Consider the following 12,180-nt stretch of genomic DNA (forward strand, 5'->3'; position numbering starts at 1 on the left):
GCACGGCGACGCGGGTGAATCGCCCGCCCTTGTCGGTCAGGCGTCGTCGAGGCCGCGCTCGATGGCGTAACGGACCAGCTCGACCCGGTTGTGCAGCTGGAGCTTGCCGAGGGTGTTCTGCACGTGGTTCTGCACCGTGCGGTGCGAGATGACCAGGCGCTCGGCGATCTGCTTGTAGCTGAGGCCCTTGGCGACCAGCCGCAGCACCTCGGTCTCCCGCTCGGTGAGCTGCGGGGCCTTGGGCTCGTCGGCGCCGGGCGCCGGGGCGGGCTCGGAGGCGAGCCGGCGGTACTCGCCCAGGACCAGACCGGCCAGGCCCGGAGTGAAGACCGGGTCGCCGACGGCGGTGCGGCGCACCGCGTCGATCAGTTCCTCGGTGCTGGCCGACTTCAGCAGATAGCCGGTGGCGCCGGACTTCACGGCCTCCAGGACGTCGGCGTGCTCGCCGCTCGCCGAGAGGACGAGGACCCGCAGCCGCGGGTTGGCGCCGACCAGTTCCTTGCAGACCTGGACGCCCGGCTTGAGGGGCAGGTTCAGGTCGAGGACCAGCACGTCCGGGTCGACCGCGGCGGCCCGGCGTACCGCCTGCTCGCCGTCCCCGGCGGTGGCCACCACGTCGAGGCCGGCCTCGGCGAGGTCGCGGGCGACCGCGTCCCGCCACATCGGGTGGTCGTCGACGACCATCACCCTGACCGGCCGCTGCCCGTCCACCTGCTGCTCGCTCACTTCGCTCCTGCCTTCCCCCGTCGCTCGCGCGGCGTGCGCGGGACCTTCAGTTCCACTTCGGTGCCCTGTCCGGGCACGGAGATCAGTTCGGCGGTGCCGCCGAGATCCCGCAGTCTGCCCCGGATGGACAGGGCGACGCCCATCCGGCCCTCGCCCTCGGCCTGCACGAGCCGGCCCTCGGGGATGCCGGGGCCGTCGTCCCGTACGGTCACGATGACCTCGTCGCCCCAGTCCTCGACCAGGATCCAGGCCCGGGCCCCGTCGCCCGCGTGCACCCGTACGTTGTCGAGGGCGGCGCCGACGGCGGCGGCCAGCTCGCGGGCGGCCGGGGCGGGCAGCGGGACGGGGGTGCCGGGGTCGGAGAGGGTGACCCTGGCGCCGGCCCGCGGGGCGAGCAGGGTGCGCAGATCGACGTCCACGTCGTCCGCCAGGTCCTCCGGCTCCTCCACGAGCCGGACGACGGCGCCCTCCGACTCGTCCTCGGAGAGGTGCGAGCGGCGGGTGAGGCCGCCGGCCACCAGGGTGCGCAGCGCGACCTCCTGCTCGCCGGCCATCCGGCCCAGCTCGGCCGCCTCGCCGCCGAGCGCGGTGCCGCGGCGCTGCACCATGGCGAGGACCTGGAGCACGCTGTCGTGGATGTCGCGGGCGAGCCGCTCGCGTTCGCGGGTGGCGGCCTCGATCTCCAGGGCCCGGGCGAGGGTGCGCTCGGAGGCGCGGGCGACCTCGACGATGTAGCCGACGGCGACCGAGGCCACCCACACCAGGAGCACGTTGTGCAGGGTGTCGAGGCTGGGTTCGCCGCGCGCGACCAGGTTGGCGGCGGCTATCAGCGAGGAGGCGAAGGCCGCCCAGCGCCAGCCGCCCTTGATGGCGTACGCGAGGGCCACGCCGGCGGCCCAGATGGACGGCAGGGTGGGCCCGTCCACGGTCTGCGCCTGCACGTCGGCGACCGGGGTGAGCAGGATGCCGGTGAGCGCGACGGCGAGGTCGACGGCCAGGAAGCGCTTGGTGCAGCGGATCGCGCCGGACACCTGCGGCAGGGTGGCCAGGGTCCACACGCACATCACGGCGAAGAAGGCGCCGGCGACCCAGGGCCGCTCGAAGCGGTGCCAGCCGAAGACGCCGAGCAGCACCGCGTACACCATGGTGAGCACGCGGTAGCCGGTGAGCGCGCGCCACAGCGGCTGCTCGACCGACATCCGCACGACCCGTTCGCGCCTGGCCATCTTCCCCACCACCCCCGGGCGCCCCCCTCGCAGGGTCAGGCGCCGGACTCTTCCCGTGCCGCGATCTCGGCCTTGACGGCCTCCTTGGCGGCCTTCTCGGCCTCCGCGAGCTGCCGCTTCGCGGCCGTCGCGTAGATGTCCACGTACTCCTGGCCGGACAGCTTCATGATCTCGTACATGACCTCGTCGGTCACCGAGCGCAGGATGAAGCGGTCGCCCTCCATGCCGCGGTAGCGGCTGAAGTCGAGCGGCTTGCCGATCCGGATGCCCGGACGCATCAGCTTGGGCAGCACCTTGCCGGGCGGCTGGATCTTCTCGGTGTCGATCATGGCGACCGGGATCACCGGCGCGCCGGTGGCAAGCGCGATCCGGGCGAGACCGCCGGGCTTGCCGCGGTACAGCCGCCCGTCGGGCGAGCGGGTGCCCTCGGGGTAGATGCCGAACAGACCGCCGCCCTCGATGACCTCGATGCCGGCCTTGATCGCGGCCTCGCCGGCGCCGCGGGCGCCGGATCGGTCGACCGGGAGCTGCCCGACGCCCTTGAAGAAGGCGGCCGTCAGCCGGCCCTTGACGCCCGGGGTGGTGAAGTACTCGGCCTTGGCGATGAAGGTCACCTTGCGGTCGAGCACGGCGGGCAGGAAGAAGGAGTCGGAGAACGACAGGTGGTTGCTCGCGAGGATCGCCGGCCCCTCGGCGGGAATGTTCTCGATGCCCTCGACCCAGGGCCTGAAGGCGAGCTTCAGGGACCCCCCGAGGGAGAACTTCATTGCGCCGTAGATCAACTCGCCATGCCTTCCGTGTGCCCGTCAAGGCGACCTTATCCCGTTCTCCCCCCGATCCCGCGCTCCTCGTGGCCCCCTTCGTGCGGACGGACCTTCGTGCTGCGGACCTGGTCGGTGTCGGTCCGGTCGCGTACGGTGAAAGCCTTCCCCTTTTCGTCCTCGAACCCCGAACAGGAGACCCCGTGCCGGTCCTTCCTGGAGCCGAGCCCTACCGCCACGAGGGCGGAGAGGTCGGCGTCCTCCTCTGCCACGGATTCACCGGGTCCCCGCAGTCGCTGCGCCCCTGGGCCGAGTACCTGGCCGGGCGCGGACTGACGGTGGCGCTGCCGCTGCTGCCCGGGCACGGCACCCGTTGGCAGGACATGCAGCTCACCACCTGGCACGACTGGTACGCGGAGGTGGACCGCGAGCTGCGCGAGCTGACCGCGCGCTGCGAGCGGGTCTTCGTCATGGGCCTGTCGATGGGCGGCGCGCTGACGCTGCGGCTCGCGGCGCGGCACGGCGACGCGATCAGCGGCATCGTGCTCGTCAACCCGGGCAACAAGGTGCACGGGCTGGCAGCGTACGCGCTGCCGGTCGCCCGGCACTTCGTGCCCTCCACCAAGGGCATCGCGAGCGACATCGCCAAGGCCGGCGTGGCCGAGGTGGGCTACGACCGGGTGCCGCTGCACGCGGCGCACTCGCTGCGGCGCTTCTTCCAGACGGTCGACGGCGAGCTGCCGCAGGTCACGCAGCCGGTGGTGCTGCTGCACAGCCCGCAGGACCATGTCGTGCCGCCGGCCGACTCGGCGCGGATCCTCAGCCGGATCTCGTCCACGGACGTGACGGAGATCGTGCTGGAACAGAGCTACCACGTGGCGACGTTGGACCACGATGCGGAGCGGATTTTCGAGGAGAGCTGGGCGTTCGTCACCCGGCTCGCCCCGGAGCTGCTCGGGGAGATCGGGGAGAGGGGAGTCGCGAGCGGTGGCTGAGCAGCAGGACGGCGGCGAGCGGGAGCCGCAGCCCATCGACGAGGAGGCGGCGTGGGCCGCGATCGTCGCGGGGTACGGCGAGGAGCCGGCGGACCCGCCCCCCGGCTTCGCCGGGGGGACCCCCGGTTCGCACCCGTTCCGTCCGGTGGAGGACCTGGCGCTGCCGGACCTGCCGGAGGACGAGGAGCCCGCGGCGCCGGCCGGGGCGGCGACCACGGCTCCGGCGGAGAAGCCGGACAAGTTCCGCAGGCCGCAGCCGCCGGAGGACGAGAAGGAGGAGCCGGAGGAGCCGGGTGACGCGCCGGCCCTCGGCTCGTCGATCGTCTTCGCCCCCGGTGTACGCCTCGGCGGCGGCCCGCGCGACTACTCGCTGGCCGACCCCGACGAGCCGGCGGACGGCGACGGCGCGTCCGGCGCCGACGAGGGCCACTTCATCCCGCCGGAGCCCCCGCCGCTCCCGGAGGCCGACACCACCACCAAGTTCGCCTGGCTCGCGGTGGTCGGCGGCCCGGTCCTGATGCTGCTCGCCGTCCTCCTCCAGTGGGACATGACCTGGTGGCTCACCACACTGTGCGTGGGCGGCTTCCTGGGCGGCTTCGTGACCCTGGTGGCCCGGATGAAGGGCGACGACGAGGACGACGACGGCTCCGACGACCCTGGCCGGGGCGCGGTGGTGTAGCTCCCCCGTCAGCAGGCCGGCACACGGACCACCGCCAAGACCGGCAGGTGGTCCGTCGCCGTGTGGAGGTCGGCGCGGTCCAGGCCCGTCGGGACGCCGCAGGCGAGGAACTCGACGCCCGGGGTGGCGAGGACCGCGTCGATGCGGCGGTCGGGGGCGGGGGCCGGGAAGGTGGGGGTGGTGCCCCAGGGGGCGGTCGCGTGGCCGTCCTGGAGCTCCTTGGTCAGGCGGGTCCAGGCCGGGCCGCCGGGGCGCTCGTTGAGGTCGCCGGCGACGATCGCGTACGGCGTGCCGAGCGTGGCCACCCGGTCGAGGACCAGACCCGCCTGCGCGTACCGCTCCCGCTCGGACAGGCTGAGGTGGCAGCTGATCACGCCGAGCCGGGCGCCGCCGAGCCGGACCACGGCGGTGGCGAGGCCGCGGCGGTGCAGGCCGGGGGTGAGCGGGAGCAGGACGTCCTCGGTGTGCTCCACGGTGGCCCGCAGCGAGCACAGCAGCAGCGGTCCGGCGGCGGTGGCGCCGCCGCCGAGCACGACCAGGTCGCTCTTCGCGGCCAGCCGGGCCGCGTGCTTGCGCCAGCGGAAGAAGCGCGGCGCCTCTTGGACGCACACGAGGTCGGGGGCGCAGGCCCGGATCACCCGGGCGAGCGCGTCCTCGTCGTCCCGCAGCGAGCGCACGTTGTAGGAGAGGATCCGGACGACGGCCGAACCATCGGGCTCGGTACGGGAGTTGGGCAGCTCACTGATCGCCATGCGGTCAACATAAACGCCGTGCCCGCCGCGCCCCAGAGGGCACGGCGGGCACGCGCACGAACGAGTGGACGCTCAGCCCTGGCGGGCCAGGTCCGCCGCGCCGACCAGACCGGCCTTGTTGCCGAGCTGCGCCGCGAGCACCTGCGCGTGCGGCCGCCACTGGCCGCCGATCAGCCAGCGCCGGAAGGACTTGCGGATCGGGTCGAGGACCAGCTCGCCCTCGTCGGAGACGCCGCCGCCGACGATGAAGGCGGAGGGGTCGAACAGCGAGGCGAGGTCCGCGAGGCCGGCGCCGGCCCAGCGGGCGAGCTCGCGGAAGGAGTCGATCGCGACCTTGTCGCCCGCGCGGGCGGCCTCGCTGACGTGCTTGCCCTGGATGCCGTCCGGGGTGCCGTCGCCGAGCCCGAGGAGCACCGCGGCGTTCTCGGGGGTGGCGGCGGCGCGCTGCTTGGCGTAGCGCACGAGGGCGCGCCCGGAGGCGTACTGCTCCCAGCAGCCCTGGCTGCCGCAGCCGCACAGCAGTCCGTCCGGGACGACCCGGATGTGGCCGAACTCGGCGGCCACGCCGAAGCGTCCGCGGCGCAGCTTGTTGCCGATGATGATGCCGCCGCCGAGGCCGGTGCCGAGCGTGATGCAGATGACGTCCTCGTGGCCCTGGCCGGCGCCGAAGCGGTACTCGCCCCAGGCGGCCGCGTTGGCGTCGTTCTCGACCACGACGGGGAGGCCGACCCGCTGCTCGACCTTGTCCTTCAGCGGCTCGTGCCGCCAGTCGATGTTCGGCGCGAAGAGGACGGTGGCGCGCTTGTCGTCGACGTAGCCCGCGGCTCCGATGCCGACGGCCTCGATCTGGTACCCCTTGCCGGCCTCGGAGACCGCGGCGCAGATGGCGTCGACGATGCCCTCGGGGGTCGGCGGGGTGGGCACGGTGTGGGTGTCGAGGATGTTGCCCTCCTCGTCGACCACGCCGGCCGCGATCTTCGTGCCGCCGATGTCGACGCCGATGGTGAGTCCCATGTGTCCCTCAGTTTTCGGTCGAGCCCCGCTAAGGCCCACCGTACCCGAGGAGGGCGCTCCTCCCGATCAGTCCAGGTCGATGTGCTGGCCGCCGCCGGGGGCCTCGTCGGGCCCGTCGCCGGGCTTGTCCTTGCCCGGTTCGGCCTTCGGTTCGGCGGCCGGTGCCGCGCCGGTGGCCTGCTGGGTGTCGCCTCGGGTCCAGCTGGCCTCCTGGCCCTGGACGGCGGAGCGGTACGCGGCGAGCAGTTCGTTGCCGGCGGCGGCGAGGTGGTCGAAGACCTGCGGGTTGCGCTCGATGACGGGCTCGACGAGCGCCTTCGCCTGGTTGACGACCTCCTTGACGGTCGCGGCCGCCTGCCCGGCGGCGGGCCCGGCGAGCGGGCCGCCGAGGCCGGAGAGCTTGTCGGCGACGGCGTCGAAGAGCTTGCGGAACTCCTCGGCCGGGCTGCCGGGCTCCTCCCCGCGGGTGGCGCGGCGGCGGGCCTTCTCGGCCTCCAGGTCTTCGGCGCAGGCCCGGGCCCAGGCGTCCGAATCGCTCATGGCGTACTCCTTAGGGGCTTCTACGGTCGACGGTACACGCCCCGGAGACGCCCCGGTACGGGTCAGGGAGCGGTCCTCGGCCACAGTCCGGGGTCCGGGGCGAACCGGATCCGCAGGTCGCCGTCGACGAGTCCGGCGCCGGTGACGGTGCAGCGGCGCAGCACCGGCGGCAGCGGTACGGCGCGGCGGAACGGGCCGACGGCGAGGAGGAGTTCGTCCCCGCGGCGGACGAGCGAGAGCGCGCCCTTGACGGCGCCGGGCAGCGGGACGTGCCAGACCAGGATGCCGTCCGCCTCGCGGCGGTCCTCGACGGTCCACTCGGCGGGGGCGGCCGGTTCGCCGACCGGCACCGCGAGCAGGGCCAGGTCCTCGGCGCCGCGCGGGTCGCGCCCGAGGTGCGGCAGCTCGTGCAGCTCGGGGCGGGCCTCGCGGAGCGCGGCGAGGTGCCGGTGCTGCTCGGCGGCGAGGGCGGCGAACCAGGGGTCGGGCGAGTCGGCGGGCAGCACCCGGTTGGCGACGAGGCCGTCGAGGGCGAGGCCCTGGAGGGCGAGGCCGAGCCGGGCGGTGCGCAGGGCGTCCTCGGCGGCGGGTCCGGGTTCGACGACGAGGCGTACGGCGGTGTCCGGGGAGTCGACGACGTCCTGGACGGCGGCCAGCTCGGCCTCCCAGCGGGCGGTGGTCTCGTACAGCCACTGCGCGGGCAGCGGTACGCCGGCGAGCTGGGCGAGCATCGGGCGCAGCGCCCGGGCGGCCTGGCGCTCGGGCGGCAGCAGCCGGCGCAGATAGCGGCGCAGCTGGGCGGGCAGGGCGAGCAGCGCGAGCGCCTCGCGGACCGGCGGCAGCTCGACCAGGACCAGGTCCCAGTCCCCGGCGGCCGCGTCCCGGATCGCCCGCAGCATCGCGACCTGCCCGCTGCCGGGCAGCTCGGTGAGCTCCGCGTCCTCGAAGGGCGCGGCCCCGAGGAGGTCGAGCGCGGTGCTGGAGCGGGCCTGGAAGGCGAGGAACTCGCGGCGGAAGTCGGTGGCGGGGTCGGGCACGAGCACCTCCGGCCCACCGGGCCCCAGGTCGCCCAGGTCCCCCGCCTCCGCCGACACCAGCAGCACGCGTCGCCCGCCACGGGCCTCGGCGAGCGCGGTCCCGACGGCCACGGAGGTCCGCCCGGCGCCGCCGTTCCCGGTCACAAGAATGATCCGCATGGCCCGACGGTACCGGCGGTGCGCTCCGCGCTTCGTCGCGGGCCGGGGCGGTGCCCGCTACTTCCCGGACTCGACCCGCTTCTTCAGGCCAGCCAGGGCGCGGTCGATGATGACCTTCTCCGCCTTGCGCTTGATCATGCCGAGCATGGGGATCTTGACGTCGACGGTCAGCTGGTAGGTGACCTCGGTGGCGGCGCCGCCGGCGGCCGGGGCCAGGCGGTAGGAGCCGTCGAGGGAGCGGAGCATCTGGGACTTGACGAGGGTCCAGGAGACCTCGTTGTCGCCGGTCCAGGTGTACGCGAGGGTGTGGTCGTCCTTGATCGCGCCCGCGTCGAGGAGCAGGCGGACCTTCTCCGCGCGGCCGGCCGGGTCCGTCGACAGGACCTCGGCCTCCTTCACCTCGCCCGTCCACTCGGGGTAGCGGGCGAAGTCGGCGATGACGCTCATGACCTCGGCCGGGGCCGCCTCGATGGTGATGCTCGAGCTGGTGTGTTCCGCCATCGCGGGGGCTCCTCGTATGGACGCGATCCGTATCTGCCCGAAGGCTATCGCGCCGTCATCACGGGGCCGTCACCACTCCAGGGTCCACGGGCGTCCGGTCGCCGCGAAGTGGCCGACGTTCACGCACTCGGTCGCGCCGACCCGCATGCGGCGGACCAGCGGCTGGTGGACGTGGCCGAAGAGGGCGTAGCGGGGGCGGGTGCGGCGGATCGCGTCGAGGAGGGCGCGGCTGCCGCGCTCGAAGCGGCGGGCGACGGTGTCGTACGTGAGCTCGGGCAGGTCCGGCGGAATGTGCGAGCAGAGCACGTCGACCTCGCCGAGGGCCTCGACCTTGGCCGCGTACTCCTCGTCGGAGATCTCGTACGGCGTGCGCATGGGCGTGCGCAGTCCGCCGCCGACGAAGCCGAAGACCAGGCCGCCGAGCTCGGCCCGCTCGCCGTCGAGGACGGTGGTGCCGGGGCCGGCGTACTCGGACCAGAGGCCGGGGATGTCGACGTTGCCGTAGGTGGCGTACGTGGGCGCGGGCAGGGCGGCGAACATCTCCGCGTACTGGCGGCGGACGGCGGACTCGATCGCGGTGGCGCGGTCGATGCCGAGCTCGCCCCAGAGCCGGCGGCCCAGGTCACGGGCCTCGTCGAAGCGGCGGGCGGTGCGCAGCTCGACGAGCCGGTCGGCGTTCTCGACGCCGAAGAGGTCGGGGAAGATGCCCCGGGAGTGGTCGGCGTAGTCGAGGAAGAGGACCAGGTCCCCGAGGCATATCAGGGCGTCGGCGCCCTCCCCCGCCTTGGCGAGGGCTCCCGTGTTGCCGTGCACGTCGCTCACCACATTGATCCTCATGGACTCACCCTAGGGCGTCGGACCTGCGGTTACTTGGGAGTCGGGAAAGCGGTCGACTACTCTGCGCCCAGAACGGCCGTGCTCGTGTGACGCATGGAACATCTGCCCCGGACCCCCTATCGGGAACTGTGTACTGATGGGTAACGTCCGGGCAGTCCACAGTCGTGCTCGTCCCCCACCGAGCACCTGCCCGATCATGGACCGCACCGGTGCATCACACAGAGCCGTGGCGCCGGAGCCCGATGAGGAGCAGCAGTCTTGCGCGAGTTCAGCCTTCCGGCCCTGTACGAGGTCCCCACGGACGGCAACCTGACGGATCTCATCCGCCGCAACGCCTCCCAGCACCCAGATGTCGCCGTCATGGGGCGCAAGGTCGCGGGCGTCTGGACGGACGTCTCCGCCAAGCAGTTCCTCGCCGAGGTACGGGGGGCGGCGAAGGGCCTGATCGCGGCCGGCGTCGAGCCGGGCGACCGGGTCGCCCTGCTGTCCCGCACCCGCTACGAGTGGGTGCTGCTCGACTTCGCCATCTGGAGCGCGGGCGCGGTGACCGTGCCGGTGTACGAGACCAGCTCGCCCGAGCAGATCCAGTGGATCCTCGGCGACTCCGGCGCCTCCCTGGCGCTGGTGGAGAGCCCGGCGCACCAGGCCTCGGTGGAGTCGGTGCGGGCGGGCCTGCCGGGCCTCAAGGCCGTGCTGCAGATCGAGGACGACGCGGTGGCGCGGCTGACCGCGGACGGCGCGGACGTCTCGGACGAGCTGCTCGACCAGCGGATGTCGTCGGCGAACGCGGACGACCCGGCGACGATCGTCTACACCTCGGGCACCACCGGCCGCCCCAAGGGCTGTGTGCTGACCCACCGGGCGTTCTTCGCCGAGTGCGGCAACGTGGTCGAGCGGCTGAAGCCGCTGTTCCGCACGGGCGAGTGCTCGGTGCTGCTGTTCCTGCCGGCCGCGCACGTCTTCGGCCGGCTCGTCGAGGTCGCCTCCGTCATGGCGCCGATCAAGCTGGGCTGTCTGCCCGACATCAAGAACCTCACCGACGAGCTGGCTGCCTTCAGGCCGACGCTGATCCTGGGCGTCCCGCGGGTCTTCGAGAAGGTCTACAACTCGGCCCGGGCGAAGGCGCAGGCCGACGGCAAGGGCAAGATCTTCGACAAGGCCGCGCACACGGCGATCGCCTACAGCCGGGCGCTGAGCACCCCGCAGGGCCCGTCGTTCGGCCTGAAGCTCAAGCACAAGGTCTTCGACAAGCTGGTCTTCAGCAAGCTGCGGGCGGTGCTCGGCGGGCGCGGCGAGTACGCGATCTCCGGCGGCGCGCCGCTGGGCGAGCGGCTCGGGCACTTCTTCCGCGGCATCGGCTTCACGGTCCTGGAGGGCTACGGCCTGACGGAGTCCTGCGCGGCGACCGCGTTCAACCCGTGGGACCGGCAGAAGATCGGCACGGTCGGCCAGCCGCTGCCGGGCTCGGTGGTGCGGATCGCCGACGACGGCGAGGTGCTGCTGCACGGCGAGCACATCTTCTCCGGCTACTGGAACAACGAGGCGGCGACCGCCGAGGCGCTGGCGGACGGCTGGTTCCACACCGGTGACATCGGCACGCTCGACGAGGACGGCTACCTCGCGATCACCGGCCGGAAGAAGGAGATCCTGGTGACGGCGGGCGGCAAGAACGTCGCCCCGGCGGTCATCGAGGACCGGATCCGGGCGCACGCGCTGGTCGCGGAGTGCATGGTGGTCGGCGACGGACGCCCGTTCGTGGGCGCGCTCGTGACGGTCGACGAGGAGTTCCTGGGCCGCTGGGCGGCCGAGCACGGCAAGCCGGCCGGCTCGACCGCGGCCTCGCTGCGCGAGGACCCGGAGCTGAACGCGGAGATCCAGCGCGCGATCGACGACGGCAACGCGGCGGTCTCGAAGGCGGAGTCGGTGCGGAAGTTCCGTATCCTGTCCGCGCAGTTCACGGAGGAGGCGGGGCACATCACCCCGTCGCTGAAGCTGAAGCGCAATGTCGTGGCGAAGGACTTCGCCGACGAGATCGAGGCGATCTACAGCGCCTGACGGTTCGCGCCTGACGGTCGTTCGGAACGCCCCTGACGGGCCCGGTTCACGGGTCCGCCGGGGGCGTTCGCGCGCGTCAGGGGCGGAACGCCCAATTCCGTACACACCGAAGTGAAAGGGAAGCCATGCGGCTCAAGCGCACCGCCGCCGTCCTGGGCGCGGCCCTCGCGTCCCTCGTCGCCGTCACCGGATGTGCCGGTGACAGCTGGGGCGAGGACGCCGGGCTGCCCGCGGCCGGCGATCTGGCGGCCATCGAGAAACTGGTCTCCGCCCACACCATGTGCAGCGACCTGCGCCGCACCGCCGACGGCCCGCTGTCCGAACAGGCGGCGGACCCGGCCTGGGCGGTCAAGGAGCGCGCGGTGTGCGGCAACGACAGCAAGGACACCGTCACCCTGCTGTCCGTCTCCGACATGGAGAAGTTCCAGGAGGCCAACAAGACCGCGGCGGCGAGCGGCAAGGGCGTCCAGGTCCTGCTCGGCCAGAACTTCGCCCTCGCGGCGGCCGACGAAGCGACCGCCCGCGCCCTGCTGAAGTCCGACGTCCTGCTCTTCACCTGCGACAAGGCCTTCAAGGTCCCGGACGGCTACCGCAACGAGAAGCTCCTCGTCGACGGCTGCGCCCTGACGGACTACCTGCCGGCCTAGGGCCTGTCCGGCGGATCAGGGTCGGACAGGCCGCGGCGTCTGGTGCATGGGGTCTCCCCAGGCCCGCCAGGGCCTGGGGGAAGCGGCGTGGGGGTCCGCCCCCTGGCTTCGCCGGTGGTACCCCCACCGGGCCCGCAGGGCCCAGGGGGCGTGCCGTGCTGGGGGCACCACCCAGGCGAAGCTCTGGGGGAGTCGCGGACCCGGCCATGATCCGCCGGACAGGCCCCAGGGCCGGCCCGGCCTCGGGGCAG

13 protein-coding genes are annotated in these 12,180 nt (G+C 73.3%); 4 read left to right on the forward strand and 9 right to left on the reverse strand.

Going from position 1 to position 12,180, the window contains the following annotated elements; genetic code table 11:
* Positions 1 to 36: 36 nt before the first annotated feature.
* Genes KV205_RS02340 through KV205_RS02350 form a run of 3 tightly spaced genes read right to left on the reverse strand, consistent with a single transcriptional unit; the run spans position 37 to position 2,719 of the window.
* Entirely contained in the window at positions 37 to 684 is a 648-nt protein-coding gene (locus KV205_RS02340; protein WP_265861909.1) for a response regulator transcription factor, read from the reverse strand.
* Between the two features lie 38 nt (positions 685 to 722).
* On the reverse strand, positions 723 to 1,952 hold the full coding sequence (gene macS / locus KV205_RS02345) for a MacS family sensor histidine kinase (RefSeq protein WP_265861699.1): 1,230 nt from the start codon (positions 1,950 to 1,952) through the stop codon (positions 723 to 725).
* A 35-nt stretch (positions 1,953 to 1,987) separates the two neighbouring features.
* Complete coding sequence (locus KV205_RS02350) at positions 1,988 to 2,719, reverse strand: lysophospholipid acyltransferase family protein (RefSeq protein WP_374214599.1); 732 nt, start codon at positions 2,717 to 2,719, stop codon at positions 1,988 to 1,990.
* 197 nt (positions 2,720 to 2,916) lie between these two features.
* On the opposite strand from KV205_RS02350, the gene KV205_RS02355 reads away from it, so the two are divergent.
* Both KV205_RS02355 and KV205_RS02360 read left to right on the forward strand, forming a co-directional pair.
* Complete coding sequence (locus KV205_RS02355) at positions 2,917 to 3,708, forward strand: carboxylesterase (protein WP_265861701.1); 792 nt, start codon at positions 2,917 to 2,919, stop codon at positions 3,706 to 3,708.
* Entirely contained in the window at positions 3,701 to 4,387 is a 687-nt protein-coding gene (locus KV205_RS02360) for a hypothetical protein (protein ID WP_265861703.1), read from the forward strand. The genes KV205_RS02355 and KV205_RS02360 overlap by 8 nt, the downstream gene beginning before the upstream one ends.
* A gap of 8 nt (positions 4,388 to 4,395) precedes the next feature.
* On the opposite strand, the gene KV205_RS02365 is transcribed toward KV205_RS02360, so the two are convergent.
* The 6 genes from KV205_RS02365 to KV205_RS02390 form a co-directional block, all read right to left on the reverse strand.
* Positions 4,396 to 5,139, reverse strand: a complete 744-nt coding sequence (locus KV205_RS02365) for an endonuclease/exonuclease/phosphatase family protein (protein WP_265861705.1) — start codon at positions 5,137 to 5,139, stop codon at positions 4,396 to 4,398.
* A gap of 72 nt (positions 5,140 to 5,211) precedes the next feature.
* Positions 5,212 to 6,153, reverse strand: a complete 942-nt coding sequence (locus KV205_RS02370; protein WP_265861706.1) for an ROK family glucokinase — start codon at positions 6,151 to 6,153, stop codon at positions 5,212 to 5,214.
* Positions 6,154 to 6,219: 66 nt separating this feature from the next.
* Positions 6,220 to 6,693, reverse strand: a complete 474-nt coding sequence (locus KV205_RS02375; protein ID WP_265861709.1) for a DUF5304 domain-containing protein — start codon at positions 6,691 to 6,693, stop codon at positions 6,220 to 6,222.
* A 62-nt stretch (positions 6,694 to 6,755) separates the two neighbouring features.
* Positions 6,756 to 7,889 (reverse strand): ArsA family ATPase, encoded by a 1,134-nt coding sequence (locus tag KV205_RS02380; RefSeq protein WP_265861710.1) that lies wholly within the window; start codon positions 7,887 to 7,889, stop codon positions 6,756 to 6,758.
* Between the two features lie 57 nt (positions 7,890 to 7,946).
* Positions 7,947 to 8,390, reverse strand: coding sequence for an SRPBCC family protein (locus tag KV205_RS02385; RefSeq protein ID WP_265861711.1), 444 nt, complete (start codon positions 8,388 to 8,390; stop codon positions 7,947 to 7,949).
* Positions 8,391 to 8,459: 69 nt separating this feature from the next.
* Complete coding sequence (locus tag KV205_RS02390) at positions 8,460 to 9,227, reverse strand: metallophosphoesterase (protein ID WP_265861713.1); 768 nt, start codon at positions 9,225 to 9,227, stop codon at positions 8,460 to 8,462.
* A gap of 258 nt (positions 9,228 to 9,485) precedes the next feature.
* On the opposite strand from KV205_RS02390, the gene KV205_RS02395 reads away from it, so the two are divergent.
* On the forward strand, positions 9,486 to 11,282 hold the full coding sequence (locus tag KV205_RS02395) for a long-chain fatty acid--CoA ligase (protein WP_265861714.1): 1,797 nt from the start codon (positions 9,486 to 9,488) through the stop codon (positions 11,280 to 11,282).
* Positions 11,283 to 11,407: 125 nt separating this feature from the next.
* Positions 11,408 to 11,929, forward strand: coding sequence for a hypothetical protein (locus KV205_RS02400; protein WP_265861715.1), 522 nt, complete (start codon positions 11,408 to 11,410; stop codon positions 11,927 to 11,929).
* Positions 11,930 to 12,180: the final 251 nt, after the last annotated feature.

This window comes from Streptomyces sp. SKN60, from assembly GCF_026236535.1.
Lineage (GTDB): Bacteria > Actinomycetota > Actinomycetes > Streptomycetales > Streptomycetaceae > Streptomyces.